Source organism: Acrocarpospora phusangensis, from assembly GCF_016862995.1.
Lineage (GTDB): Bacteria > Actinomycetota > Actinomycetes > Streptosporangiales > Streptosporangiaceae > Acrocarpospora > Acrocarpospora phusangensis.
This window is the reverse complement of the sequence record NZ_BOOA01000079.1, coordinates 1-24,667: the sequence shown is the minus strand read 5'-3', so window position 1 is coordinate 24,667 and position 24,667 is coordinate 1. Positions and strand designations below refer to the sequence as shown.

27 protein-coding genes are annotated in these 24,667 nt (G+C 67.7%); 15 read left to right on the top strand and 12 right to left on the bottom strand.

From position 1 onward, the window contains the following. Positions 1 to 13: 13 nt before the first annotated feature. The 3 genes from Aph01nite_RS33195 to Aph01nite_RS33185 all read right to left on the bottom strand — a co-directional run bounded on the left by Aph01nite_RS33195 (position 14) and on the right by Aph01nite_RS33185 (position 2,750). The gene (locus tag Aph01nite_RS33195) at positions 14 to 925 is read right to left on the bottom strand and encodes a hypothetical protein (protein WP_204044994.1); all 912 of its coding nucleotides are present in this window, start codon (positions 923 to 925) and stop codon (positions 14 to 16) included. 229 nt (positions 926 to 1,154) lie between these two features. Further along, positions 1,155 to 1,625 carry a Dps family protein gene (locus Aph01nite_RS33190; RefSeq protein ID WP_204044993.1) on the bottom strand — a complete coding sequence of 157 codons (471 nt, stop codon included), beginning with the start codon at positions 1,623 to 1,625 and terminating at the stop codon, positions 1,155 to 1,157. A gap of 153 nt (positions 1,626 to 1,778) precedes the next feature. After that, positions 1,779 to 2,750, bottom strand: a complete 972-nt coding sequence (locus Aph01nite_RS33185; protein ID WP_204044992.1) for a helix-turn-helix transcriptional regulator — start codon at positions 2,748 to 2,750, stop codon at positions 1,779 to 1,781. Between the two features lie 63 nt (positions 2,751 to 2,813). Here Aph01nite_RS33185 and Aph01nite_RS33180 point away from each other — a divergent pair, with 63 nt between their 5' ends. Together Aph01nite_RS33180 and Aph01nite_RS33175 are read left to right on the top strand one after the other, a co-directional pair. Next, positions 2,814 to 3,920 carry an epoxide hydrolase family protein gene (locus Aph01nite_RS33180; protein WP_204044991.1) on the top strand — a complete coding sequence of 369 codons (1,107 nt, stop codon included), beginning with the start codon at positions 2,814 to 2,816 and terminating at the stop codon, positions 3,918 to 3,920. A 78-nt stretch (positions 3,921 to 3,998) separates the two neighbouring features. Beyond that, complete coding sequence (locus Aph01nite_RS33175) at positions 3,999 to 5,492, top strand: hypothetical protein (protein ID WP_204044990.1); 1,494 nt, start codon at positions 3,999 to 4,001, stop codon at positions 5,490 to 5,492. 41 nt (positions 5,493 to 5,533) lie between these two features. Here Aph01nite_RS33175 and Aph01nite_RS33170 read toward each other — a convergent pair whose 3' ends face one another. Beyond that, on the bottom strand, positions 5,534 to 6,697 hold the full coding sequence (locus Aph01nite_RS33170; protein WP_239162168.1) for a cytochrome P450: 1,164 nt from the start codon (positions 6,695 to 6,697) through the stop codon (positions 5,534 to 5,536). Between the two features lie 87 nt (positions 6,698 to 6,784). Then, entirely contained in the window at positions 6,785 to 7,651 is an 867-nt protein-coding gene (locus Aph01nite_RS33165; protein WP_204044989.1) for a hypothetical protein, read from the bottom strand. Positions 7,652 to 7,968: 317 nt separating this feature from the next. Here Aph01nite_RS33165 and Aph01nite_RS33160 point away from each other — a divergent pair, with 317 nt between their 5' ends. Beyond that, positions 7,969 to 8,952: an aldo/keto reductase gene (locus Aph01nite_RS33160; protein ID WP_204044988.1), complete on the top strand. Its 984-nt coding sequence runs from the start codon at positions 7,969 to 7,971 to the stop codon at positions 8,950 to 8,952. Between the two features lie 7 nt (positions 8,953 to 8,959). Here the strand turns inward: Aph01nite_RS33160 and Aph01nite_RS33155 are convergent, their stop codons facing one another. Continuing rightward, on the bottom strand, positions 8,960 to 9,274 hold the full coding sequence (locus tag Aph01nite_RS33155; protein ID WP_204044987.1) for a tetratricopeptide repeat protein: 315 nt from the start codon (positions 9,272 to 9,274) through the stop codon (positions 8,960 to 8,962). Position 9,275: 1 nt separating this feature from the next. Beyond that, complete coding sequence (locus Aph01nite_RS33150) at positions 9,276 to 10,265, bottom strand: pirin family protein (protein WP_204044986.1); 990 nt, start codon at positions 10,263 to 10,265, stop codon at positions 9,276 to 9,278. A gap of 147 nt (positions 10,266 to 10,412) precedes the next feature. Between Aph01nite_RS33150 and Aph01nite_RS33145 the strand changes: the two genes are divergently transcribed. The 3 genes from Aph01nite_RS33145 (at position 10,413) to Aph01nite_RS33135 (ending at position 12,059) form a co-directional block, all read left to right on the top strand. Beyond that, on the top strand, positions 10,413 to 11,345 hold the full coding sequence (locus tag Aph01nite_RS33145; RefSeq protein WP_204044985.1) for a GNAT family N-acetyltransferase: 933 nt from the start codon (positions 10,413 to 10,415) through the stop codon (positions 11,343 to 11,345). Between the two features lie 91 nt (positions 11,346 to 11,436). Next, positions 11,437 to 11,661 (top strand): type II toxin-antitoxin system VapB family antitoxin, encoded by a 225-nt coding sequence (locus Aph01nite_RS33140; RefSeq protein ID WP_204044984.1) that lies wholly within the window; start codon positions 11,437 to 11,439, stop codon positions 11,659 to 11,661. Further along, complete coding sequence (locus tag Aph01nite_RS33135) at positions 11,658 to 12,059, top strand: PIN domain nuclease (RefSeq protein WP_204044983.1); 402 nt, start codon at positions 11,658 to 11,660, stop codon at positions 12,057 to 12,059. Before Aph01nite_RS33140 ends, Aph01nite_RS33135 begins: the two co-directional genes overlap by 4 nt. A gap of 18 nt (positions 12,060 to 12,077) precedes the next feature. On the opposite strand, the gene Aph01nite_RS33130 is transcribed toward Aph01nite_RS33135, so the two are convergent. Continuing rightward, on the bottom strand, positions 12,078 to 12,896 hold the full coding sequence (locus Aph01nite_RS33130; RefSeq protein ID WP_239162167.1) for a LacI family DNA-binding transcriptional regulator: 819 nt from the start codon (positions 12,894 to 12,896) through the stop codon (positions 12,078 to 12,080). A 284-nt stretch (positions 12,897 to 13,180) separates the two neighbouring features. Between Aph01nite_RS33130 and Aph01nite_RS33125 the strand changes: the two genes are divergently transcribed. The 3 genes from Aph01nite_RS33125 to Aph01nite_RS33115 all read left to right on the top strand — a co-directional run bounded on the left by Aph01nite_RS33125 (position 13,181) and on the right by Aph01nite_RS33115 (position 15,300). Continuing rightward, a complete protein-coding gene (locus tag Aph01nite_RS33125) occupies positions 13,181 to 14,578 on the top strand; it encodes a glycoside hydrolase family 16 protein (protein ID WP_239162166.1) in 1,398 nt (465 codons plus the stop codon). Positions 14,579 to 14,665: 87 nt separating this feature from the next. Beyond that, the gene (locus tag Aph01nite_RS33120; RefSeq protein WP_239162165.1) at positions 14,666 to 14,890 is read left to right on the top strand and encodes a FitA-like ribbon-helix-helix domain-containing protein; all 225 of its coding nucleotides are present in this window, start codon (positions 14,666 to 14,668) and stop codon (positions 14,888 to 14,890) included. Then, positions 14,887 to 15,300: a type II toxin-antitoxin system VapC family toxin gene (locus tag Aph01nite_RS33115; RefSeq protein WP_204044982.1), complete on the top strand. Its 414-nt coding sequence runs from the start codon at positions 14,887 to 14,889 to the stop codon at positions 15,298 to 15,300. Before Aph01nite_RS33120 ends, Aph01nite_RS33115 begins: the two co-directional genes overlap by 4 nt. Before the next feature lie 53 nt (positions 15,301 to 15,353). Here the strand turns inward: Aph01nite_RS33115 and Aph01nite_RS33110 are convergent, their stop codons facing one another. Further along, on the bottom strand, positions 15,354 to 15,776 hold the full coding sequence (locus Aph01nite_RS33110) for a hypothetical protein (protein WP_204044981.1): 423 nt from the start codon (positions 15,774 to 15,776) through the stop codon (positions 15,354 to 15,356). A 445-nt stretch (positions 15,777 to 16,221) separates the two neighbouring features. Next, a complete protein-coding gene (locus Aph01nite_RS33105; protein WP_204044980.1) occupies positions 16,222 to 17,064 on the bottom strand; it encodes a hypothetical protein in 843 nt (280 codons plus the stop codon). A gap of 458 nt (positions 17,065 to 17,522) precedes the next feature. On the opposite strand from Aph01nite_RS33105, the gene Aph01nite_RS33100 reads away from it, so the two are divergent. From Aph01nite_RS33100 to chrA, 4 genes are all read left to right on the top strand, one after another. Continuing rightward, the gene (locus Aph01nite_RS33100; RefSeq protein ID WP_239162164.1) at positions 17,523 to 18,179 is read left to right on the top strand and encodes a hypothetical protein; all 657 of its coding nucleotides are present in this window, start codon (positions 17,523 to 17,525) and stop codon (positions 18,177 to 18,179) included. 141 nt (positions 18,180 to 18,320) lie between these two features. Then, positions 18,321 to 18,725 carry a hypothetical protein gene (locus Aph01nite_RS33095; protein ID WP_204044978.1) on the top strand — a complete coding sequence of 135 codons (405 nt, stop codon included), beginning with the start codon at positions 18,321 to 18,323 and terminating at the stop codon, positions 18,723 to 18,725. Between the two features lie 688 nt (positions 18,726 to 19,413). Further along, positions 19,414 to 19,734 (top strand): Rv3488 family transcriptional regulator, encoded by a 321-nt coding sequence (locus Aph01nite_RS33090; RefSeq protein ID WP_204044977.1) that lies wholly within the window; start codon positions 19,414 to 19,416, stop codon positions 19,732 to 19,734. A gap of 478 nt (positions 19,735 to 20,212) precedes the next feature. Then, complete coding sequence (chrA, locus tag Aph01nite_RS33085) at positions 20,213 to 21,388, top strand: chromate efflux transporter (RefSeq protein ID WP_204044976.1); 1,176 nt, start codon at positions 20,213 to 20,215, stop codon at positions 21,386 to 21,388. Between the two features lie 152 nt (positions 21,389 to 21,540). On the opposite strand, the gene Aph01nite_RS33080 is transcribed toward chrA, so the two are convergent. Next, on the bottom strand, positions 21,541 to 21,768 hold the full coding sequence (locus tag Aph01nite_RS33080) for a hypothetical protein (protein ID WP_204044975.1): 228 nt from the start codon (positions 21,766 to 21,768) through the stop codon (positions 21,541 to 21,543). Positions 21,769 to 21,771: 3 nt separating this feature from the next. Here Aph01nite_RS33080 and Aph01nite_RS33075 point away from each other — a divergent pair, with 3 nt between their 5' ends. Together Aph01nite_RS33075 and Aph01nite_RS33070 are read left to right on the top strand one after the other, a co-directional pair. Further along, on the top strand, positions 21,772 to 21,942 hold the full coding sequence (locus Aph01nite_RS33075) for a helix-turn-helix domain-containing protein (RefSeq protein ID WP_204044974.1): 171 nt from the start codon (positions 21,772 to 21,774) through the stop codon (positions 21,940 to 21,942). A gap of 161 nt (positions 21,943 to 22,103) precedes the next feature. After that, positions 22,104 to 23,657: a DUF11 domain-containing protein gene (locus tag Aph01nite_RS33070; RefSeq protein WP_204044973.1), complete on the top strand. Its 1,554-nt coding sequence runs from the start codon at positions 22,104 to 22,106 to the stop codon at positions 23,655 to 23,657. Between the two features lie 59 nt (positions 23,658 to 23,716). On the opposite strand, the gene Aph01nite_RS33065 is transcribed toward Aph01nite_RS33070, so the two are convergent. Next, positions 23,717 to 24,667, bottom strand: a 951-nt coding sequence (locus Aph01nite_RS33065) for a ricin-type beta-trefoil lectin domain protein (RefSeq protein ID WP_204044972.1), incomplete at its 5' end; no start/stop codon positions are given.

Sequence of the window (24,667 nt, the reverse complement as noted above, 5' to 3'; positions counted from 1 at the left end):
GTGCCCGGGATCGTCAGGAGGCTTCCTGGTTCGCGAGGGCGCCGCAGGCGAAGCCCGACTCGCGCTCGGGGTCGAGCTGGAGCTGGGTCAGGTTGGTGGTCTCCATCGGACGGCGGAAGGTCTCCAGCTTGTCGCAGTCGTAGAAGATGTAGGTGCCGTCGCTCTCGCCCAGCAGCATCATCCAGCGGCCGTCGTAGAGCGGCTTGTCGTCCTCGGCGTTGGTCAGGACGGTCCACTGGTCCTGGAATCCGACGGTGCTGAGCAGCAGGTTGGCCTGGCCGGTCTCCTGCACCTCGACGGCGGCGGAGGCGAGGTTGAGGATGAGCAGGAAGCCCAGGCCCAGGCCGGTGAGGCCGCCGACGATCACCTTGAGTCCGGCCCGGCCGACGGGCTTGCGGCGCAGCAGCCGGAACGGGATGAGGAAGGTCAGCACGCCCAGGCCGACGGCGGTGACGACCATGACGGTGAGGTCGAGGTCGGCGAAGAAGTTGTAGAAACCCCAGTAGGTGGCGCCGCACCAGAGCGCGGCGAACAGCGCGGCCACCCAGGGCCGCTCCCGGATTCCCCGGACCACGCGGCCGGCGGTGCCGAAGCTGATCTTGTCGATCAGCCAGCCCAGGCCGATGACCAGGCCGAGGGTCGGGATGCCGAGCAGCAGCACCAGGATCAGCGTGCTCATGAGCCGGCTGAACAGGACGGACTGGTCGATGCCCGCCTGCTGCGGGTTGATGCCGAAGGTCGAGTAGATCTCCTCGACGCCGAGGTAGAGCACCGCGTAAAGCGCGACGCCTATCGGAAGGACGACCGACGCGACGCGTTCCAGCAGGGCGATGACACTGCCGCGCTCCCCGTCCTCTTCGGCCGGGCTGCTTACCGCCGCAGCCGAATTAGAGTTTTGTTCTGCAACTATCCCCTGATCAATCACGACGCCCGAGCGTAGCGGGGACAAGAGATCCAAATGGTTAAGGATTCAAACATTCAGGTCTCAGTTTGAAATCATGACAAAAACGAGAAAGCATACTGATCGGTAATGTGAACCAGGCTCGTCTTTAAGGTGACAAAGGCCCCAACTCTTCCGTCCATCGAAAGCCGGATTCGTCCCGGCGGCCAGGGCATCGCCACCCCTGGCCGCCGGTGACGCTCGGCGAGGACGATCAGTGCGCCGCCTGGGCCTCGAACATCCACGCCTGCTTCTCCAGGTCGCGGGCGACAGCGATGAGGATGTCCTGGCTCACGGGGTCGGCCTCCGCGACGGCGTCGATGTGCCCGCGCAGCCGTCCCCCGATATCGCGCAGCAGGCGCACGACCCCGTCGACGACGGCGGTGTCGGCGACCCACGCGGGCTCGCTGGGCGCCGCGGCTCCGGCGGCGACCGTCTGCGCCCGGCCGTCGGGGCTGACGCCGATCGCGGCGGCGCGTTCCGCCACCGTGTCCGCGTGCGTACGCGCGGACGCGACGACCTCGTCGAGTTGCAGGTGGATCGAGCGGAAGCGGGGACCGACCAGGTTCCAGTGATACTGCTTGGCCGTCAGGGAGAGGTCGATCAGGTCGATCAGCGTCCCCTGCAGCGCGTCCCCGGTGGTCTTCCTTTCGGCGTCGCCCAGCGGGCTGGTGATGACAGACACAGCGGCGAGTCCCTTCTTCGCGACGGAAGCCGTTCCGCCTACCCCCACAGCCCGCACTGATTCCTTGTTCACAGCGTTCACAGCGCCCTTCTCGGGGCCCTGGGCCGATGTGACGGATGTGGGTCTGGTGCGGCTCGCGGCCTGGCGAACTCCTCACGTAGCGGCCGCGGTGGAGCGCGCGTAGCGGGCGGCCAGCATCCGCAGGCGTTCCACCAGTTCGGGCGGCTCGGAGACGTCGAAGTCGAGGTCGAGCAGGCTGAGGTGCACGGCGAGCGTCTGCACGCTGTCGGCGCCCGTGTCCAGCACGCAGGTGTGCTCGTCGATCGCCTCGACCACGCCGACCGCCGGGTTGATCCGCCGGGCGACCTCCTCCGCCGGCGCGTGTACGACGACGCGCGCGTGGTGACGCCAGGCGGACGAGGAGACGCCCCGCGCCACGTACGCGGCGGCGCCGCCCTCGGGCGGGTCGCGCGGCGGGAAACGAGGGCCGGTCGGAATGCGCGGAGTGAGGCGGTCTGCCCGGAAGGTTCGCCAGGCCTGCCGGTCCACGTCCCAGGCGACGAGGTACCAGCGACGGCCCCACGACACGACACGATGCGGCTCCACAGTGCGTACGGTGCTCGATCCGCCGTGGGCCCGGTAGTCGAACCGCAGGCGCTCGCGGGCCCGGCAGGCGGTCGCGAGCGTGGTCAGCACCTCGGGATCGACCGTCGGGAGGTCCTGCCCGTAGGCGGGCACCGGCTCGGTGTAGGCCCGCAGCGCGTCCACCCGGTAGCGGAGGCGGGCCGGAAGCACCTGTTCGAGCTTGGTGAGCGCCCGTACGGAGGTCTCCTCGATGCCGGTGACCGTGCCGCCGGCGGCCGTACGCAAGCCGACCGCGACGGCGACCGCCTCCTCGTCGTCGAGCAGGAGCGGAGGCATGGACGTACCGGCGCCGAGACGGTAGCCGCCGTCGGTGCCGCGGCTGGCGTGCACGGGATAGCCCAGCTCACGCAGGCGGTCGACGTCGCGGCGGACCGTGCGCTCGCTGACGTCGAGGCGTTCGGCCAGCTCACGGCCCGACCAGTCGCGGCGGGCCTGCAGCAGGGACAGCAGGCGCAGCAGCCGTGCCGAGGTTTCCAACATGTACGCCAGATTGCCAGACCTTCCGGACAGAACCTGACCGGAAGGGTCCGTAACGTTGCAGTCATGAGCGAAGAAATCACTCCCTTCCGCATCAACGTCCCCCAGTCCGACCTCGACGATCTGCACGCGCGGCTGGACAACACCCGCTGGGCGGACCAGATCCCGGACACCGACTGGGACTACGGGGTGCCGGTGGCCTATGTGAAGCGGCTGGCCGACTACTGGCGCGACCAGTACGACTGGCGCGCGTGGGAGGCGAAGCTGAACGCCTACCCGCAGTTCACGACCGAGATCGACGGGCAGAACGTGCACTTCCTCCACGTCCGCTCGCCGCGGGAGGACGCGCTGCCGCTGATGCTCACCCACGGCTGGCCGGGCTCCGTCGTGGAGTACCTGAAGGCGATCGAGCCGCTCACCAACCCGCCCGCCGGCCAGCAGGCCTTCCACCTCGTGATCCCCTCGCTGCCCGGCTTCGGCTTCAGCGGCCCGACCAAGGAGCGCGGCTGGAGCCGCTTCCGCACCGCGAAGGCCTGGGCCGAACTCATGCGGCGCCTCGGCTACGACCGGTACGGCACGGCCGGCAACGACGGCGGCTCCTTCGTCGCACCGGAACAGGGCAGGATCGACCCGGAGCACGTGGTGGGCGTGCACGTCACGCAGGTCTTCTCCTTCCCCTCCGGCGACCCGGCCGAGTTCGAGAAGATCACTCCGGAGGAGCAGGAAGGGCTCAAGGTCCTCCAGTGGTTCTACGAGAACAAGATGTCGTTCAACATGCTGCACTCGCAGCAGCCGCAGACCCTGTCGCACGCGATCGTCGACTCCCCGGTGGGGCTGCTGGGCTGGAACCTCCAGCTCATGGGTGAGGATCTGGACCCGGACTTCGTCCTCACCAACGTGATGTTCTACTGGCTGACCGGAACGGCCACCTCGGCGACGCGCTTCTACTACGAGGACGCGAAGGCGGACAAGCCGGACGGGCCGACGACGGTGCCGCTCGGGCTGGCGATGTTCAAGGGCGACTTCGTGTCGATGCGTACCTTCGCCGAGCGCGATCACATCAACATCCGGTCGTGGCACGCCTACGACGCGCCCGGCGGGCACTACGCGGCGCATCTGGAGACGGACCTGCTCGTGCAGGACCTCCGGGACTTCTACCGCACGCTGGTCTGAGGCATTCAGCAAGATCGATAAGGTACGTCCATGTTGAGCGGCATCAACGTGGATTCGTCCCTGAGAAGGCGCCCGCCGATGTTCTGGTGGTGGGCCGCCGTCGGACTCGCCGCGTGGCCGTTCCTCCGCGTCCCGCTGGATGACTACCTCGCGCCCAAGACCCGCCGGTTCGCGTACGGCTTCTGCGGTCCGATGGAACCCGCCTATCCGGACTGGCAGTACGCGATCGGCGACGTGGCCGAGGACATGGGCGTCACGCTGTACCTGACGGCGCCCTTGTTGCTGCTGATGCTGGCTCTGGCCCTGCGCGAGCACGGGCCGGAGTCGCATCTGCGGGCGGCACGCTGGGCTTTCGTCGTGGTGCTCCTGGCCGAGCCGCTGTTCCGCCTGGAAGAGGTGCTCACGCCTTCACCGCTGGAGGAGTGCCTAGGCCTGCGGACGGACCCCGACTACCTGGCGCTGGCGTTGGAGCATGCCTTATCCGCGCCGGTGGCGATCCTCGTCGCGGGCGCCGTCGCGATCCGGGCATGCCCGACCTGGAGCCTGCTCGCGGCGCTCGTGGCGGTGCTCGTCGGATTCGCCGCGGTGCCGGTCGTCGCGGACCGCGTGTCGCAGATCTACCTCGGCCCCGCCCTGACCGCCGACGGCACCCACCGGTACACGCTGCTCAGCTCGTACGCCCGGATGACGAACTGGAGCGACGGCAGCAGCGGCCTGTACGTCCTCGACCTGGCCAAGGGCGACATCGTGGACTCCGTGACCCTGCCCGAGAAGTTCGGCGCGTACACCGCCGTCGCCCAGGGCCGCGAACCCGGCCACTACCTCGCCGCCGCCACCAGCCCACGCGGCCGCGTCTCCCAGATCTTCCGCCTCACCGTGGACGACAAAGGCGCCGCCATGCTGCGCGAGCCCGTCTCCCCCCGGCTGGACGGCATCGTCGTCGCCCTGGACGTCTCCCCCGAAGGCCGCGTCGCGTACGGCCGGGCCGTCGACAAGAGCGACAAGTACTCCTACTTCACGGGTGTCCTCGCCCCGGACGAGGAATGGCCGAGCGAGACCCCGCACGGACTCGCCTGGACGTCCCCGACCACCCTGGTCCTCCCGTACGGGACCATCGGCGGCGGCGTGATGACCCCCGCCGGGCCGTCGCCCTCGTGGAAGAACAGCCTGGACGTCACCAACGGCGAACCGGGCAAGTTCCCGCTCGACTCCCAGACCTCCGGCGGCATCGCGCTGATGCTGCCCGACGGCCGCTTCCTCATGGAGGACAACACCGTCATCGGCTCCCCGGCCACCATCCGCGTCCACCAGGGCGTCCGAGCCGTGGCCACGGCGTTCACCGCCCCCAACGAGAAGATCCTGTCCATGTCCATGGACGCCACCGGCACGGCCCTCCTCGTGGGCCTCGACAACCAGACCCCCTACGACGAGCAGCCCTCCGACAACGACTTCCAGATCGTCCGCCTCGACCTGCGCCCGCTCCTCTCCTCCCCCGACGCCCGCGGCGACCTCCGCCTCCCCAGCCAGGTCGTCTGGCGTGGCCCCCAGCCCCCGGCCGCACTCGCCTGGTGAGCTCGCCCGGACGCCTTCACCGGCGCCCGGGCGAGCGTGGATCACCAGGCGACGGGGAAGGCCGACAGGCCGTACACGACGTTGAAGGAGCGGAATTCCGGGTCGCCGGCCTCGCGCAGGGCGGGGAAGCGCTCGAACAGGGCGGGGAAGGCGATGCGCATCTCCATGCGGGCCAGTGGGGCGCCGATGCAGTGGTGGGCGCCGTAGCCGAAGGCGACGTGGGCCAGGTCGGGGCGTTCGATGTCGAAGCGGTCGGGGTCCTCGGCCAGGGCGGGGTCGCGGTTGGCGGCCGGCAGTGAGACCACCACGACGTCGCCCTTCGCGATCGGCACTCCCGAGATCTCGGTGTCGGCCGTGGCCACCTTGGTCGCGCCCGCGTGGATGATCGTCAGCCAGCGCAGCAGTTCCTCGACCATGCCGTCGACCTTCTCCGGGTCCTTCCGGAACAGGTCGAGCTGCTCGGGGTGGCGCAGCAGCGCCAGCGTGCCCAGGCCGATCATGCTGGCCGTCGTCTCGTGCCCGGCCACCAGCAGCAGCCCGCCGATGCCGACCAGTTCGTCGGTGGTGAGGTCGTCGCCGTGCTCGCGCACCAGCATGCCGATCAGGTCCTCACCCGGCTCCACCCGGGCCCGCCCGACCAGCTCCCTCATGTACGCCATCGACTCCATCTGCGCCTTGCCCCGCTCCTCGGCCGGGCGGTTGAAGTCGAGAATGACCCCGGTCCTGGCCTGGAAGGCGTCCCTGTCCTCGTACGGCACGCCGAGCAGTTCGCAGATGACCAGCGAAGGAATCGGGGTGGCGAACTGGGAGACGAGGTCGGCCGGTGAGCCGGTGCGTTCCATCGCGTCCAGATGGTCGGCGACGATCTCACGGACCCGGGGCTCCAGCCGGCGGATGCGGCGCATCGTGAACTCGGGCGTGAGCATGCGGCGCAAGCGCGTGTGGTCGGGTGGATCCATCATGAGCAGGGCGCCCGCGCGGAGGCGTTTGGCCTGTTCCTCGCTCATGGGCGGCAGGTTGATGCCGTGCGAGTAGCTGAACAGCTCGGCGTTCCTGAGCACGTGGCGCACGTCGTCGTACCGGGTGACCAGCCAGGCCTGCGGCCCGTACGGCGTGGGGACACGCTGGAGGCCGGGCTGTTCGCGGGCGGTGGCCAGCTCCGGATCGGGGTGGAACTCCTGGCGGCGCATATGGAGGGGCAACATGTCGTCTCCTGAGGGAAATCGGCTACCCACAAGATCTCGTCACTAGATCACGTTCGCAACCTCGGCAGGCTGGGAGTTCGCTGAGCCTCAGTCGAAACGGAAGTATTTCCAGTGCGGAGTTCCGGTGTCGCCGCTCGCGTACCATCCCTGCGTGGTCCTGATTCGTTCGGCCGGCCAGATCAGGATCCATGAGGCGTGGCTGGGCATGAGCTGCTCGTCACGCGGGTTGTACATCACGAATTCCCTGGTGCCGAAGATATCGAAGAAGAACCTGGGCTGCTCGAAGGATACATTGTAGGACTCACCGCTCTTGGCATAGTTGTATTTCTCTATGCCGGTCACGGCTGGGAGATAGTCCGGCCAGACGGCCAGCAACGATTCGGGATAGCTGCCGAACTCCGCGCGGTGCCGCTCGATATCCCGGACGAGTTCGGCGGCGTTGGCGATCGCATGATCCCTGCTGGAGGTCGTCAGGGGAGCCGCGAGCAGTATCTGGCCCGCCAGGGCGATGAGGGGCAGGAGAACAAGGTAAACCGGGGCGGGGTTGAATCTCCGGGTCTCCGCCGTCTTCAGGAGCGTCATGCGGCGGGCCCAGCGCATGAGCGCCACGATCCAGAGGGTGAAGGAGAGGACGCCGAGGGAGAGCCCGAATTGGGCGGCGGCGGCCAGCGAGACGGCGAGGGCGACGATCGTGGACGTGCCCATCGACACGATCGCGAAATAGTGACTCTTCCGCTTTCTCTTGTTCCACACCTCGTAGATCAGCCACGGGATGGCGGTGATGACGACAAGAATTCCGACTCCGCCGAAAATCTGCACCATCATCGACAGCGGCATCGCCAGCGAGTCGTACGCTCCCGGGAGGAACGGATACAGAAGCAGGAGGACGAGGAACGCCGCTATCGCGCCGATGAATACCCCGTGCAGGGCTATTCGGCTCCAGGCTGGCCGCATGGCAGCACCTTAGCGACCGATCGAGCGCCCGGTGTGTGCGCGATGTGCAGATAATGTGCGGATCCACCTGCTCACGACAGGAGACCGCGGAATTCCTCCTGCATCAACTCCCAGAAGGACCGGTACGGCAGGCGCCGGGATACCAGGTCGCGAATGGCCAGGCATGAGAGCAAGGTGGAAGTCCTCCGCGTCGGATGGGGAAGTTACGTTGTTGTCTGGGCGCAGGTGGCCGCCCCGCGGCCGTACGGACTCTGGCGTGGTGACATGCTTCAGGAAGGTGCCTTTTGTTGTGCGCCGGCCTACTTCGGAGGAAGACGTTGGAACACCGATCGTTCGGCAGGATGAACCAGGACGTGTCCGTCATCGGGCTCGGGACGTGGCAGCTGGGCGCCGACTGGGGTGAGGTGGCGGACGACACCGCCCTGGCCGTACTCGACGCGGGGCTTGAAACCGGTGTGACCTTCTTCGACACCGCCGACGTGTACGGCGACGGGCGCAGCGAGCAGCTGATCGGATCGTTCCTCAAGTCGCGGTCGCCCGAGGGAGTCACGGTCGCCACCAAGATGGGCCGCCGCGTCCCCCAGCGTCCCGAGTTCTACACGCTGGAGAACTTCCGCGCGTGGACCGACCGGTCCCGGGCCAACCTGGGCGTCGACACCCTCGACCTGGTGCAGCTCCACTGCCCGCCCACGATCGTGTACTCCACCGACGAGGTCTTCGACGCGCTGGACACCCTCGTCGAAGAGGGCCGCATCGCCGCCTACGGCGTCAGCGTCGAGACCCGGGAGGAGGCGCTGACCGCCATCGCCAGGCCGGGCGTGGCCAGCGTGCAGATCATCCTCAACATGCTGCGGCTCGGCCCGCTCAAGGACGTGCTGCCCGCCGCCCAGAAGGCCGGCGTGGGCATCATCGCGCGGGTCCCGCTCGCCAGCGGCCTGCTCTCCGGCAAGTACGACGAGCACACCGAGTTCCCCGAGAACGACCACCGCAACTACAACCGGACCGGCGCGGCCTTCGACGTCGGCGAGACCTTCTCCGGCGTCGACTTCGCCACCGGCCTGGCCGCGGTACGCGAACTGGCGCCCCTCGTCCCCGCCGAGGCCACCATGGCCCAGTTCGCACTCCGCTGGATCCTCGACCAGCCCGGCGTCAGCGTGGTCATCCCCGGCGCCCGCAACCCCCAGCAGGCCCGCGACAACGCCGCCGCGGCCGCCCTCTCCCCGCTGTCGGACGACACGCTGAACGCCATCCACCACATCTACGACTCCCTGATCGCCCCCCAGATCGGCGACCGCTGGTAGAACCAGGTCAGGACGTTCCGGTCATCACCGCGTGAAGCCGCAGGTAGGGCGCGGCTTCCGCGGGTCGGCCCTGACGCTCCAGGGTCCGGCCGAGCAGCAGGTAGGCGTACTCCTCGACCGGGTCGCGCTCCAGGATGAGGCGGAGTTCGGACTCGGCCCGGCCGAGCTGGGCCGAGTGGTAGTAGGCGCGGGCCAGCAGCAGCCGGGCCGCCAGGTCGCCCGGAGCCTCGGCCACGACCTCCGCCAGGATGCCCGCGGCTCCGATGTAGTCCTTGAGCTCGAAGAACAGGCGTCCGCGCTCGTACTCCGCGGCCAGGTTCATGTCACTCCTTTCCGGGGAGAGGTCCGTCGGCGTGCGGGACCCGCTCGTCGGGGATGACGCCCAGGCGGCCGGCCTGGTAGTCCTCCATCGCCTGGATGATCTCGGCGCGCGTGTTCATCACGAAGGGGCCGTAGTGCACGACCGGCTCGCGGATCGGCTGGCCGCCGAGCAGCAGCACCTCCAGGTTGGGCTCGGCCAGCGGCTGGGACGTGTCCGCGGCGAGGGTCAGCGACCCGCCCGCGCCGAAGACGGCCAGCTGGCCCTTCCGCACCGGCCGCCGCTCGGCGCCCACCGAGCCCTGTCCTGCCAGCACGTACGCGAGGGCGTTGAATCCGGGGTTCCACGGCAGCTCAAGCCGGGCGCCGGGGCTGATCGTGGCGTGCACCAGCGTGATCGGCGTGAACGTGATGCCCGGTCCGGCGTGCCCGTCCAGGTCGCCGGCGATCACCCGCAGCAGCGAGCCGCCGTCGTCCGAGGTGAGCAGCGACGCGGCGCGGGCGCGGATGTCCTGGTAGCGGGGCAGGTGGAACTTGTGCGCACGGGGCAGGTTGACCCAGAGCTGGATGCCGTGGAACAGGCCGCCCGAGACGACCAGGTGCTCCGGCGGCTTCTCGATGTGGAGCAGCCCTGATCCGGCGGTCATCCACTGGGTGTCGCCGTCGGAGATCGTGCCGCCTCCGCCGTGCGAGTCCTGGTGCTCGAAGATCCCGTCGATGATGTACGTGACGGTCTCGAACCCGCGGTGCGGGTGCCAGGAGGTGCCCTTGGGCTCGCCGGGGGCGTACTCGACCTCGCCCATCTGGTCCATGTGGATGAAGGGGTCCAGCATGGCCTGCGGTACACCGGCGAAGGCGCGGCGCACGGGGAAGCCCTCGCCCTCGAAGCCGCTGGGGGCCGTCGTCACCGAGCGCACGGGGCGCGGTGCGGCGACGGCCGGGTCCGGTACGGGAACACGTGGCAGCGTCAGGGTGTCGGCGGTGACGGCGGGCATGGCTACCCCTCCTAGTTGAAATTTCAAATACTGCCCCGTGGAACGACCGGGGGCAGCCGGGCATTCCCGCAGGGCGTACGGCGCGAATGTCCTGGTCAGCCTATGGAGTCACGATAATTCGGTTGCGAGGCCTCTTACGGTGGATGGATGGAGAATCTCCACGTGCGCCCGTGCCGTATCGAGGACGCGGCGGCCGTAGCCGATCTGATCAACGTCGTCCTGGAAGCGGGCGGCGCGCATGGCGGGCACGTGGCCGCCGAAGTCGAGGACGCGCTGAACAACGAGGTCAAGGACCTTGTCGCGGACACGCGCGTGGTCATCGACGCGGAAGGGCGGCTGGTGGCCGTCGCGCTGGTGCCGCACCCGCCCGAGGGCGGCGATCGGATCGAGCTGATCGGCGGGGTGCACCCTGACCGGCGCGGATCGGGGATCGGCCGGGAACTCCTGACCTGGCAGTTCGACCGGGCCGCGGCACACCACGCCAAGGTCGCGCCCGACATGGAATGGTCCGCCCAGGTCGCCGTCGGCGCCGACGACACCTCCGCGATCCGGCTGTTCGATCGCTTCGGGCTGACCGTGGGGCGATACTTCCTGCAGATGACCGCTCCCACCGCGTCCCCGCAGGTCGTGACACCCGCCGATGGCGTACGGATCGCGCCTTACCATCACGACCAGGAGCGCGAGGTGCATGCCGTGCACATGGCGGCGTTCCGGGAGCTCTGGGGGCATCAGGAACGCGGCTTCGAGCCTTGGGCGGCGCTGACCGTACGATCAGAGGCTTTTCTCCCCGAACTGTCCCGGCTGGCATTCTCCGACAACACGATCATCGGCTACGTCCTCACGTACGCCAGCCTGCCCGGCAAGCTCTACATCGGGCAGGTCGGCACCTCCGGATCCTGGCGCCGCCGGGGCATCGCGAGCGCATTACTCTCCGACATCCTGAGCGCGGCCCACCAGGCCGGCTACACCCACGCCACACTCGACACCGACGCCGACAACCCCACCGGCGCGAGCGGCATCTACACCAAGGTCGGCTTCGCCACCAACCAACGCGTCGTCATCTACCACAAATCCATCTGACGGCTCTGCCAGCCGAGACCGCAACCACAGCACCTGGCCGACCGAACCCCTGATATATTAATCTGAGTTCGTATATACAAGGGGGGCCGCCGTGACAAAGACCCTGATCGACCTCGATGACGAAGCTCTGGCCGAGGCCGCGAAACTGCTCGGCACCTCGTCCAAGAAGGACACCGTCAACGCCGCCCTGCGCGAGATCGTCGACCGGCGCCGACGGGCCGCCGCCATAGCCCGCATGCGTGAGATGGCGACCCAGGGAGAGATCGACTTCTCAGCCATCGAGAAGGGTGACGGCGCGCACCAGGCCGTCGCGTGACGGAACGCTATCTGATCGACACCAGCGCCCTGATCCGCTTCTACCGCGGCCAGGTCGGTTCGGAATGGGATCAGACAGTCGCTGCCGGGCTCGTCGGCATCTGCGAGCCGGTCAGACAGGAGTATCTCCGAGCGGCCGGCGGCCGGCCGGCCTTCTACGAAGCCGACAGCCTGCTCCAGGAAACCTTTCCGTATTACGCCATCCCCGATTCGGCGTGGGAAGAGACCAGCGGACTGCAGCGCGAACTCGCCGACAAGGGATGGCACCAATGCGCCTCTCCTGTCGATCTGCTCATCGCGGTAACGGCCCGGCATCACAGACTCACCGTCCTCCATGCGGACAACGACTTCGACACCATCTCCCGCCTGAGCGATCATCCGACGCGCTGGATCAGCTGAGCCCATCCCGGGTGCGATTCAGGACGACGCCCGGATGACGAGTTCGGCTGGGAGGACGATGGAGGCGAGTGGTCCGCCGCCCATGCGTTCGACGAGTAGGCGGGTCATGGCGTTGACCTGCTCGGCCACCGGGTGGCGTACGGTCGTGAGGGGTGGGTTGGTGAACTGGGCCGCTTCGAAGTCGTCGTAGCCGGCGATCGCGACGTCGTCGGGGACGCGGCGGCCTGCCTGGCGCAGGGCCTGGAGGGCGCCGATGGCCATGAGGTCGTTGGCGGCGAAGACGGCGTCGACGGCGGGTTCCTCGCGGAGCAGGCGGGTCATGGCGTCGGCGCCGGAGCGGCGGGAGAAGTCGCCGTAGATCACGATGGGGCGGTGCCCGGCGTCCGCGACGGCGCGGTGGTATCCGGCTAAGCGGTCCTGACCGGCGATCATGTCCTGCGGGCCGGCGATGGTGGCGACCCGTCTGCGACCCCGGTTGATCAGGTGGTTGACGGCGAGCCGGGCTCCGGCGGGGTTGTCGTTGTCGGCGTACGCGAGGGGAACGGAAACCGCGGGCCTGCCGTACGACACGACGGGCACGCCGATCCGGTCGATGGCTCCCGGCAGCGGATCGTCGTCGTGCATCGAGACGAGCATGACGCCCTCGACGTGGCCGCCGGCGACGTACCGTTCGATGCGGGCGGCGCTGCCGGCGCCGTTGGCGAGCATCAGCACGACGTGCCGGTCGACGTCGCCGAGTTCCCGGCTGACCGACCGGCTCACCAGGGAGAACAGCGGGTCTTCGGAGAAAACCCGCGACAACGGCTCACACACCACCAGCGCCACGGATCCACGCACGCCGGCCACCTTCCCGAGACTCTCCAGAGAGCGATTTCCTGCACAGGTTTGCCCGTCTGCCTCGGTAAGTCAAGGCCCCATTTTGCCGACCAGTACGTTTGAGAGAGCGCTCTCAAAATTTGCACCGAACCTATTGACCATTGTTAGACCCGCGGAGCACAGTGTCGGCCAGATCGATCCGCCGAGGGCGGCGTCATCCCCACCCCGTCAGGGGCCGTCTCCAGCGGCCTCTCCGCGAGGCTGCCCGGGATCCGTCACCGGCGCCGCCAGGCAGCGGATCAGAGATGAGGGTCATCATGTTCACCGTCCGCCGGCGATTACTCGTCGCCGCAGTCGTGGCGGCCACGGCGCTGTTCGGCGTCCCGGCCGCCGCGTCGGTCCCGTCCACGCCTTCAGGCTGGTCGCTGGTCTGGGCCGACGACTTCACCGGCTCCGCGGGGTCGTTGCCGTCGTCGAGCAACTGGATCATCGACACCGGGTACGGCTACTCGGGCGGCCCCTCCAACTGGGGCACCGGCGAGATCCAGCAGTACACCTCCAGCACCCAGAACCTGAGCCTCGACGGCAGCGGCAACCTGCGCATCACCCCGATCAAGAGCAGCTCGGGCGCCTGGACCTCCGGACGCATCGAGACCCGCCGCGCCGACTTCAAGCCCTCCCCCGGCGGCATCCTGCGCATCGAGGGCCGCATCCAGATGCCCAACGTGACCGGCGCCTCCGCGATGGGCTACTGGCCGGCGTTCTGGTCGCTCGGCGCGCCGTACCGGGGAAATTACTGGAACTGGCCCGGTATCGGCGAGCTCGACATCATGGAGAACGTCAACGGCGTCAACGCCGTCTGGGGCACCCTGCACTGCGGCGTCAACCCCGGCGGTCCCTGCAACGAGACCAACGGCCTGGGCGCCAGCCGGGCCTGCCCGAACTCGAGCTGCCAGTCGGCGTTCCACACGTACCGGCTCGAATGGGACACCAGCATCTCCCCGAACCAGATCCGCTGGTACGTCGACGGCATCCAGTTCTTCAGCGTCACCCAGAACCAGTTCGACTCCACGACCTGGTCGAACATGACGTCCCACAACGGGTACTTCCTGCTGCTCAACGTGGCCATCGGCGGCGCCTTCCCCAACGGCGTGGCGGGGTACGGCACCCCCACCTCATCCACTGTCTCCGGCAAGCCGATGCTGGTCGACTACGTGGCGGTCTGGCACAGCGGCGGCGGCACGACCAACCCCAGCCCGACCCCGACTCCCACCCCGACCGGGGGCAGCGGCGTCAACGCCCGATCGACGATCCAGGCCGAGGCGTACCAGGCGCAGAGCGGCACCCAGCTGGAGACGACCACCGACAGCGGCGGCGGCCAGAACGTCGCCTACATCTCCAACGGCGACTACCTGCGCTTCGACAACGTCAACTTCGGCACCACAGCCGCCCGCCAATTCAAGGCGAGAGTCGCCTCCGGCGCGACGGGCGGCATCAGCGGCCTCATCCAGGTACGCCTCGACAGCCCCACCGCCACCCCCGTCGGTGACCTGTCGGTCGGCAACACGGGCGGCTGGCAAACCTGGAAGACGATCCCCGCCAACATCAGCGGCGTGACCGGCACCCACACGGTCTACCTGACCTTCAGCAGCGGCCAACCGGCCGACTTCGTCAACCTCAACTGGCTCACCTTCGCGAACTGACCCCCGACGGCCCCGGCCAGCGCGGCGCCGCTGGCCGGGGCCACACGCATTCACGAGTGCATGCAGACTGCATGCTATAGTGGATGCATGGGAACCATACAGATTCGGGATGTCCCGGACGGAACAGAGCGGATCTTGAAGGCGCGGGCCGAGCGAGAAGGGAAGTCACTGGCGGCCTACGTGCGTGATCTCCTCAACGAGGAGGCGGCCACTCCGGCGCTGGACGAGGTGATGGCCAAGATCGCCGCCGACGAGCCGGTGCCGTATGACCCCGACTTCGTTCGCGAGACGATGCGCGAGGGGCGTCGGTGAGTCTGGTCGTCGACACCTCGATCGTCTTCCGCCTCCTGGCGAACGTGAAAGGCGATGACCTTCTCCGTCACAGGCTCGCCCGTAAGGTGCACGCTCCGGCGTTGATAGATGTCGAGATCGCCTCGGTTGTCCGCGGCCATGTGATCACCAGCAAACCCGAGGTCCACATCTCCGAGAAGCGCGCTCAGATCATGCTGGAGCGGTACTCCCAACTCAAAATCGTCCGCCATCCCATGCAGCCGCTCCAATCACGCGTCCTGGAACTGCGAAACAACCTCACCGCCTACGACGGCATGTACGTGGCCCTGGCCGAACTACTGGGAGTACCGCTCCTCACCGACGACGCCAAATTCGCCGGCTCAACCGGCCACCGAGCCGAAATCCACCGCTACCCGCCGCCACTGACGTAGATGGCGGAAGCCCCGCCAGGTGACCCGGCAGGGCTTCCGGTGATCGACGTGCCTCAGTTGAAGGGGTTGTCGTAGAAGGCGGAATTGGTGTGGTACGTGCTGTTCGGAGGGTTGAAGCGCACTCCGTCGACCGTGAGTGTCACGTTGTTGACGGTGCCGCCGGGTGTCACCTCACCGCTGATGAGGTAGGCCGGGTTCTGGCATTGGGGGATCGTCACCTGGGTTCCGCCGCCCAGGTACAGGTAGGTTCGCGCGCCGCCGTTGACGGACGCGAACAGGTTGGGACGGGTGTAGCTGGACTGCCAGCACATCGCGATCGAGTAGCGGTACTTGGCGTTGCCGTCGTCGAACGCGATCGTTCCGTACGCCCCGGACAGCTTGACGCCTTGACCCCATACGTCGATGTTGACCGTCATGTCGGATCCGTACGTGGCGTGCGCCGGGGCGACGGGCACCACGAGGGCGGCGACCGCCATCAGAGCAATCGTGAGGAGCCGTGAAAAACGTGCCACCAATTTCACCCTTTCTCCGATGGATAGCGCTTTGAGGCGATTATTTTGGTGGGCTTTCGGGCTGTCCAGTTACCACTTATGGACAAATATGTAACTTATTTTAAGTCGGGATGTTAGTCCATAACACGTGTTTGGTGACCTCCCAAACCTCGGTGGCGCAGCACTCGGAGGGATGGACATGGCTTCGCGAATGTGCGGGGACCCCAGTCCCAATTCTGGCAGCTCGCAGGAATTGATGTCCGCCCTAATTAACCCTTCCGAGCCCGCCAGCGCCTGACGGGCTCGGAAGGCGATCAAATGAACACGGACTTTCAGCCCCACCCCCGGCAGTGAGCCTGCTGGGGGAGGCACAGGCGCTTTGAACTGGATGCCGCCGAGCCGAAGCCCGGCGTACTGGGCTATGTGAAGGTCAGGTGCCGGGTGTGCAGACCGCGTACACGACGACGCCGAATGTGATGGGGGAAGTGTTCTTGAAGAACACCCACCAGTTGTTCGGGCTGGTCGTCGCCCCAGGGACGGAGAACCATTCGAGGCGCACGTTCGCGCCGCCGTACGCGAATCCGCCGCCGGTGGCCACCTGGCCGGCCGGGCAGTTCGCCTTGATGCTGGGCGACTGTCCCGGCGCGATGGTGCCGGGCGCGCCGATGATCGTGTTGCTGGGCAGGGTGGCGCAGACCGCGTACGAGCGGATGGTTCGCGTGACGCCGGTGACGTTGAAGGCGTCCGCCTTCCAGCCCTGGCCTGACGGGCCGTTCATGACGGGGGTGATGTTCGGGTTCGCGCTGGCCATGCCGTTGGCGGTGTCGAACGCGAAGCCGCCACCCGTGAGGCGACGCCCGGAGGGACAGGCCGCGGTCGCGCTCGCGCTGATGCCGGCGGGGACACTCGCGGCGGCGTTCGCGATCACGCGACCCGTGACGGTGGCGCACACGACCCACGGGTAGATGTGGAGCGCGATGCTGCCGGTGTTCCACGCGTGCACCCGCCATCCGTTTCCGTCCGGACGGGACACATCGACGAGAATGCTGCTGTCCTGCTTGTCGTAGCCGCCTCCCACAGCCGTTTTCCCACTCGGGCACGTGGCGACTCCATGCCCGGAGGCACCCGGAGCGATCTGCACGACGCCCCCGGATCCCGTGACCGTGTTGACGAGCGCGGCTTGTGCGGGGGATGCGGCCAGAGCCGGGAGCAGCGCCATCACGGTGACGGCGATGGCTGCGCGGGCGATCCAGCGTAACGATGACAGCCTCATGCGAATCTCCTCTTCGACGTACGGGACAGGGGCGACCGATAACGGCATCACCGCGACCTTTCGGCCTACGGCGATGCCGTATGCGACTGCGGCCCCTCGCACCAGTACGTCCGGTTACGAGATCAGCACATACGGCCATTTGAATGTTGTTGCGCACAACGTAACTCCGCTCCTACCTCTTTGCAATAGGCGAGTTTCTCGCCTCCAAGTGGACGACTTGCGGGGTGACGCGCCCTCTCACGAACCCATCCAGGGGCGTTTCGGTCTCTTCGGCAGGCGGAGCATTAGTCTTCTGGAGAGCCGCGTGTGAGCGATGGTTTCCGCCTTCGGCAGCCCTTGGTCCGCCCCTTCTTTTGGGTGAACTTTTATGCCGCACATCATGATTTGTGCGGTAGGAAAGCACCGTGACTGGCGATCTGCGACATGACCGTCGACGGGGAGTTCATATTTCCCGGCCCATGAAGATCTTGTTGAGTTCTCTGGCGGCCGGAGCGGGGTTCGGCGCTGCGACCTCTCTTGTCAACGCCATCTCCCACTCCTACGCCGACCTGGAAAGCAGTGCGTACACCACCAGCGGGTGGTCAGTCGCGGAGATCATGAGCGTCCTGCTCGACTCCGGCTGGGCGTGGGCGGGCTTGGCGGTGGCAGTGGGGTGGCTGGTCACACGCCCCGGTGAGCGTGGGGCCGCGGCGCTGACGCACGGTGCTGCCGCTGGCGTGTTGGCCCTGATCGCGGCCGTAGCCGTCTACGGCGCCGTGGACATCATTCGTAACGACGCACCTATCGCCTGGTACCTGCCCGAAGCGATTGTGTGGTGGATTAGTAGCGTGATCTTGGGAGGACCCCTGGGGGCCGTCGGGGCTTGCGCCAGGCAACCGGGCGTACTCGGCTTGCTCGCGCGATTGACCGTGCCGGTCGGGGCCACCGTTCAGATGATCCTTCTCCCGCCCGGCAGGAACGAGGTGGTCAGGGTCATCGGACAGACCGTCGTATGGACGGCGGCCGCCGTCAGCATCGGCATCGTCGTGGTCCACTACCTCTTCGCGACGCGACGCCGACGCTCAGAATCCGCAGATAGACCCGCATCGACGTCCACGAAGCATTCCTCGACGTAAGCCTGCGCCCTTGATCTCCAAGCGCCAGTGAGGAGCGCTTGGGCGGAATCCTGACCTGCCTGAGCTAAGGCTCGATCAGATTGTCGGTGCCGGGTTGTAGCTTGCCTCTGAAGTTACGGGCCACCGTCATGGAGGTTGATTGTGAGCTGGGATGTGCTGGTGCTGAAGATCTCGGGCGAGGCCTTCACCGTCGACGAGTTGCCCGAGGACGACGTTCTGGACGCGATCGGTCCGTTGCCAGAGGTGCTCGATCGGCTGCGGGAACAGTTGCCTGGGGTCGATCTGTCAGATCCGGAATGGGGCCATTTAGAGGCGGCGACATGGTCGATCGAGCTGAACGTCGGCGATGACGATCCGGTGAAGTCGGTGATGCTCCATGTCCGAGGTACCGGCGATGATGTGGTGCCGGTCATCACGGAGATGGCTGAGATGCTCGGCTGCCGAGCATTCGATATCACTACCGAGAGGTTCCTGCACGCGGGAGACACAGCTGGTTGGCATGCCTTCCAGGAGTATCGGAATGGGATCGTCAGCCGGCCCGCCTAGCGATCTGGCTCAGGTCTGCATGGAGCGTCCGAGCGCGAGTAGCTGGCCCAGCACGAGGCCGACCGGCTCGCTGCCGGTCGTTGATCACGCAGGACGCGCCCTTGTTCAGGCTCGTCAATATTTGGGCAGGTTCCCGCCCTCACTATTCAGAGGCGAGCCGTCGAAGGCGGTGTTCGTCAATGTCACGCGCAACCGGGAGGCGATATCGGTTCGGCATATTGCTCGAACAAGATGAGCCGCTGACGATGAGCGCATGGACTGGTCCGCGTTCATGCCAGCGGTTTCTCGCTCACGGGCGTCGCGGTAGGTACGGCTGGGTCGCTGTTCGCCGCCTACCTGGTCTGGAAGTCCCGGCACAATGCGACCGCTCTTGGCGGATGAGCGCGCCGTCAACGGCTACGTGGAACCCGGCGGCTCCCACTCGGCGGCGGCGATGAGCGACACCCCCGAGCATCGCCAGGAACGTCCACGGCCCCGTCAAGCTACAAGGCTCATCAGCGAAAGCGACCGACACCAGCGTGGACCACAGCGAACCGAGCCGCGCGCACCAGGCGGTCAACCGGGACCCGGGCAGCCCCAGCGCGGCGATCCCGATGCCTGTCACGTCTGCGCGCATCGGGCATCGGCGGCCGATATCGGCTTCGTCATAAACTGGAGGTCGCGTCGAGTCAGGAGCGGGTGGGGAAGGATGCGGGAGTTCATGCGCGGGGCGGTGCGGCTGCACATCCTGCACCACGCCGCCGAGCAGGACATCCACGGCGCGTGGATGACCGAGGAGCTCAAACGGCACGGGTACGCGATCAGCCCCGGCACGCTGTATCCGACGTTGCACCGACTGGAGGCCGATGGGCTGCTGGTCTCGCGGCAGGAGGTCGTCGAAAGCCGCACGCGTCGGGTTTATCGGGCGACTGAGGCGGGCCGTACTGCGCTGGAGCAGGATCGTGCGGCGTTGTCGGAACTGGCCCGCGAACTGCTACCCGAGGGCGAAAGGCCGCCGAGCCCGGCCTGACCAGAGACGATCTGCCAGGGGCGCATCATCTCGTTGTCCTCGTGTTCCAGCATGTGGCAGTGCTGGATTGACGTGGCGGGGAAGGCGCTAGCCGTACCCGGAATGCCGGAAATGGCCCGGGTAAGCCGAACTGGAGGACGATTCGGGTGACCATGTCGGGCATGGCCACCGTGGCGTCCAGCCAGCCCTGCTCGTGGGACTCCAGCGGGATCACCTCGCCCTTCAGGACCGGTCTGGCGCCCCGCCGAGATCCACTTCGTGTAGGCCGCCCGGTACGCGGTGGTGTCGCCGCGGCAGTCAGCCCCGCCCCACTCACCACGCTCTGCACCCATTCAACTACCTCACGACAATTAGGATGAACAATCCGAAAAGGCGCGGTGTCGCCATGCCACTGTCCCGGCCGCAGGGAACTCCCCACTGCTATCGTCGGTCGATATCGGCCCACGAGAGGGAGGGCCGAGCCCCCGAAGGGACCACCGTGAGCCAGGACCAGCCCGACCCGGTGATGGACCGTCGCCGTCTGCGCGAGGTGACGCTGGTCTTCCTCAAATTGGGCGTCATCGCCTTCGGCGGCCCGGCCGCGCACACCGCGATGATGCGCGACGAACTGGTACGCCGCCGCGGCTGGGTGAGCGACCAGCGATTCGTCGACCTGATGGGCGCCACCAACCTCATCCCCGGCCCCAACTCCACCGAACTGGCCATTCACCTGGGCTACGACCGGGCCCGCTGGCGCGGCCTGATCATCGCCGGGGTCTGCTTCATCGTCCCGGCCGCGCTCATGGTGACCGCCCTGGCGTGGGCGTACGTGACCTACGGCAGCACGCCCGAGGTCGAGGGCATTTTGTACGGCGTCGTCCCCGCCGTCATCGCGATCATCGTCCACGCGCTGTTCGGCCTGCTCCGTACCGCCATCAAGAGCATCTGGCTCGCCGTGCTGGCGGTCGCCGCACTCGCCGCCTACCTGCTGGGCGTCAACGAACTGCTGATCCTGGCCGCCGGCGCCCTGCTGGCCGCCGCCGCCCAACTCGCCCACCGCCTGCGGACCGACCGACCCCAGGCCCTCCTCGCCCTCCCCCTCCTCGGCCAGCTGACCGGCGGCTCCCCCGTCTTCCCCGACCCGACCGGCGCCCAGCTCACCCAGCTGTTCCTGACCATGCTGAAAATCGGCTCCGTCCTGTACGGCAGCGGCTACGTGCTCCTCGCCTTCCTGCGCGGCGACTTCGTGGAACGCCTCGGCTGGATCACCAACCAGCAACTGATCGACGCGGTCTCCATCGGCCAGGTCACCCCCGGCCCCGTCTTCACCACCGCCACCTTCCTCGGCTACCTCGTCGCCGGGCCCCTCGGCGCGTTCCTGGCCACCGTGGCGATCTTCCTGCCGTCCTTCCTGTTCGTCGGCCTGCTCACCAGACTCACCGACAGACTCCGCGCCAGCGACTGGACCTCCGCCCTGCTGGACGGCCTCAACGCCGCCGCCCTGGCCCTCATGGCCGGCGTGTCCTACCAACTCGGCACAACGGCGATCATCGACCCCCTCACCGGGGCGATCGCGCTGGTCACCCTGGCGCTGCTGTGGAAGACCAAGCTCAACAACGCCTGGTACATCGCCGCGGGAGCCGCCATCGGCCTGGCCCACACCTTGCTCACCTGAGAGCAGGTAACAACAACCGACGCCCGGTAAAGCCAGGAACACGGGGACAAGAAAGTGGGTCCGAACAACCTGAAGCGCCGCCGTTCAGACCCACATGACGCATTCACAGCAAGATTGTTAGCGTCCTTGGGCTCCCTCGCCGCGTACGCGAATCACGCGATCCGGCGTTCCAAGGCCCTCCGTTCGGATCCATCCTCGCCCGCGCACATACCCGGCCGCGATGAGGGCCTCACGCTGCGATCGGGAGCGGCCCCGTCGCCGGTGGTCTCCATCCACAGGTCAAGTCCTCGGCGTACCGGATGCGATTCGAGCCGGGCGAGCACAATGCGCTGGCCTTCGCCGAGGAGGTCGTCCTGTTCGTGCCAGTCGTCAAGGAACACCGAATGAGCGTAGATCCTTCACGGCAGCAGGAAGAGAATGGTGAGTCCGATGACGCCGTCGATCACGCCGCACCATTCGGCGTACGCAACTATCTGGCGGCCGCGATGACCAAGCTGGGCGTTCCCACCAGGGCCGAGGCCGTACGGATCGCCCACGAGCACGGCTGGCTGTGATCCCGCGCCGCCTACAAACAAGATCGTGCCAAGTATTGGCAGCGCGGTACGTGTCACATCCCCTCTGGTGATCCACTCACGCGAACCTGCGGTGTGGTGCCAGCGCCGATCCTCCGGCGCTGGTGGACGGACGAAGTCCGCCCATCGAGAGGAACATCATCATGAAGCACATCCGCAGGATGCTCTACCCGGTTGCCGCCCTGGCGGCGACGGCCCTGCCGCTGACGCTGCCCGATGTGGTGCTGGCCGGCACCGCGCCGGCCCAGGCGTACGCCGGCCCGGCCCGGCTACCGGATCCGGCCACATGTCCGGAGCGAGTGGCGCTGGTCAACGGCGGCTTCGAACAGCCCGTCGTCACCGGCGGGGCGTGGGCTTCGTTCCCCGATGCCTCGCAGAGCCGCCCGAACGCGGTGCCGGGCTGGCGGACGACCTCCACCGATCATCTGATCGAGATCTGGAGCACCCGGATGGGCGTCCCGCCCGTCGAGGGCAACCAGTTCGCCGAGTTGAACGCCACCCAGGTCGCGACCCTGTACCAGGATCGGCCGACCACGCCGGGGCAGAAGCTGTACTGGCGGCTGTCCCACCGCGGCCGTCTCGGGACCGACACGCTGGCGCTGGACATCGGTGATCCCGCGGGCCCGGCCCAGCAGGCGATCGCCTCCGACGGCACCACGAAGTGGGGCACGTACACCGGCACCTACACCGTGCCCGCCGGGATGACGACCACCCGGTTCGCCTTCCGTTCCGTCTCCGCCACCGGGGGGAACCCCACGTACGGCAACTTCCTCGACGACGTCTTCTTCGGCACCGCGCCGTGCGTGGTCGTGAACAAGACCGCCAGCCCGCGGGGGCCGGTGAACGTCGGCGAGGAGATCACCTACCGGCTGACCGCCGTCAACAGGGGCGGCGACGCGGCGGGCGACGTCCGCCTCACCGACACCGTCCCGGCGGGGACCGCCTTCGTGCCCGGCTCGCTCCAGATCGTCGACGGCCCCGGCAGCGGCGCCAAGACCGACCAGGCCGGCGACGACCAGGCCGAGTTCGACCCCGCCACCGGCAAGATCACCTTCATGCTGGGGGACGGGGGGCGGCTGCCCGACAGTGACGCCCTGCCCGACGGCACCACGGTCGAGTTCCGGGTCAAGGTCGGCCTGGCCGCCGCGGGCAAGCAGGTCGCCAACCAGGGCACGGTCACCTATGAGAACCGGCTCGGCGCCGAACCCGAACCGCTGACCTCCACCAGCGGCGACACCGTCACCGAGGTCAACCCGGCCGTCGACCTGAGCGTGGTCAAGACCGCCGAGCGGACCCGGGTCGCCGCCGGCGGAATGATCATCTACCACGTGGCCGTCCGCAACGCCGGGCCGAACGACGCCACCGGCGTCGTGGTCGAGGACCCGCTGCCGGCCGGGCTCGCCCTCCTGTCGGCCACGTCCACCACCGGCACGTACGCCGAGGACACCTGGACGGTCGGCACGCTCCCCGCCGGCGCCACGGCCACGCTGACCGTTCGGGCCAAGGCGACCACAGTTGCCGAAACGGTCAACACCGCCACCGCGAGCGCCACGGAACTGGACCTCGACCCGTCCGACAACAGCGACAGCGTCAGGGTCTGCGTCGATCCGGCACCCACCTGCCCGTACTGCACGCCGCAGCACAGCGTTCTGGGCACCCTGCTGCGCGGCAGACCGCACGCGTTGCTCGTCAAATGAACCAGCGCCGGTCCAGACGGGAATCGTCTGGACCGGCGCGGTATCGGGCTAGGCCGGGATCATGCGCGGGTCCATCGCTGGTTGGCGCTGCCGTTGCAGCTGGCGATGGTCACGGTGCTGCTGTTGCTCGTGCCGGTCACGTTCAGGCACAGGTTGTTGGCTCCGTTGGTGACGGTGCCGTTGCTGTTGAACGTCCACTGCTGGTTGGTGTTGGTGTGGCAGTCCCACAGCTGGACGCGGGTTCCGGACCCGGCGCCGGTCGGGGAGTCCAGGCACTTGCCGAGGATCTGCAACTGCCTGCCGGAGGTGTAGGCGAACCGCTGGTTGGCGTTGGTGTGGCAGTCGTAGATCTGGAACAGGGTGCCGTTGGCGCTGGCGCTGTTCGGTGAGTCCACGCAGCGGCCCGCCCCGTCGTTGCGCAACCGGAACGACGTCGAGGGACTGACCGACGGGCTCGGGCTCGGGCCCGAACTCGGCGAGACCGACGGGCTGGGGCCGACGGTCGGGACGGCGTTGAGGGCGTTGAGGACGGCGGTGTACGCCGGCTTCTTGTTGCCGCCGCTGAACAGCAGCGGGGTGTCACCCGAACGCCACGAGTCCTGGTCGCGTACGCCCCACACGGTGATGCCGGTACAGCGCGGCACGGCCAGGCAGTCGTTGGTCACCGCGGCGTACGTGGTCGCCGAGGCGCCCTGGATGTCCAGCTCAGTGATCTGCACGTCCACGCCGAGGGCGGCGAAGCTGGAGATCGTGGTACGGAAGTTGCTGTTGTACGGGCTGCCGCTGTTGAAGTGCGCCTGCAGACCGACACAGTCGATCGGCACCCCACGCTGCTTGAAGTCGCGCACCATGTTGTAGACGCCCTGCGTCTTGGCCGCGTTCCAGTTGTCGATGTTGTAGTCGTTGTAGCAGAGCTTGGCGGCCGGGTCGGCGGTCCGCGCGGTGCGGAAGGCCACCTCGATCCAGTCGTTGCCGGTGCTCTGCAGGTTGGAGCTGCGGCGTCCGCCGCT

Coding starts and splice junctions, on each gene's coding strand:
- Aph01nite_RS33185 (WP_204044992.1), bottom strand. CDS start 2,750: ATGTTGGAAACCTCGGCACGGCTGCTGCGCCTGCTGTCCCTGCTGCAG.
- Aph01nite_RS33180 (WP_204044991.1), top strand. CDS start 2,814: ATGAGCGAAGAAATCACTCCCTTCCGCATCAACGTCCCCCAGTCCGAC.
- Aph01nite_RS33175 (WP_204044990.1), top strand. CDS start 3,999: ATGTTCTGGTGGTGGGCCGCCGTCGGACTCGCCGCGTGGCCGTTCCTC.
- Aph01nite_RS33170 (WP_239162168.1), bottom strand. CDS start 6,697: ATGTTGCCCCTCCATATGCGCCGCCAGGAGTTCCACCCCGATCCGGAG.
- Aph01nite_RS33165 (WP_204044989.1), bottom strand. CDS start 7,651: ATGCGGCCAGCCTGGAGCCGAATAGCCCTGCACGGGGTATTCATCGGC.
- Aph01nite_RS33155 (WP_204044987.1), bottom strand. CDS start 9,274: ATGAACCTGGCCGCGGAGTACGAGCGCGGACGCCTGTTCTTCGAGCTC.
- Aph01nite_RS33150 (WP_204044986.1), bottom strand. CDS start 10,265: ATGCCCGCCGTCACCGCCGACACCCTGACGCTGCCACGTGTTCCCGTA.
- Aph01nite_RS33145 (WP_204044985.1), top strand. CDS start 10,413: ATGGAGAATCTCCACGTGCGCCCGTGCCGTATCGAGGACGCGGCGGCC.
- Aph01nite_RS33125 (WP_239162166.1), top strand. CDS start 13,181: ATGAGGGTCATCATGTTCACCGTCCGCCGGCGATTACTCGTCGCCGCA.
- Aph01nite_RS33120 (WP_239162165.1), top strand. CDS start 14,666: ATGGGAACCATACAGATTCGGGATGTCCCGGACGGAACAGAGCGGATC.
- Aph01nite_RS33110 (WP_204044981.1), bottom strand. CDS start 15,776: ATGGCGGTCGCCGCCCTCGTGGTGCCCGTCGCCCCGGCGCACGCCACG.
- Aph01nite_RS33105 (WP_204044980.1), bottom strand. CDS start 17,064: ATGAGGCTGTCATCGTTACGCTGGATCGCCCGCGCAGCCATCGCCGTC.
- Aph01nite_RS33100 (WP_239162164.1), top strand. CDS start 17,523: ATGAAGATCTTGTTGAGTTCTCTGGCGGCCGGAGCGGGGTTCGGCGCT.
- Aph01nite_RS33090 (WP_204044977.1), top strand. CDS start 19,414: ATGCGGGAGTTCATGCGCGGGGCGGTGCGGCTGCACATCCTGCACCAC.
- Aph01nite_RS33075 (WP_204044974.1), top strand. CDS start 21,772: ATGAGCGTAGATCCTTCACGGCAGCAGGAAGAGAATGGTGAGTCCGAT.
- Aph01nite_RS33070 (WP_204044973.1), top strand. CDS start 22,104: ATGAAGCACATCCGCAGGATGCTCTACCCGGTTGCCGCCCTGGCGGCG.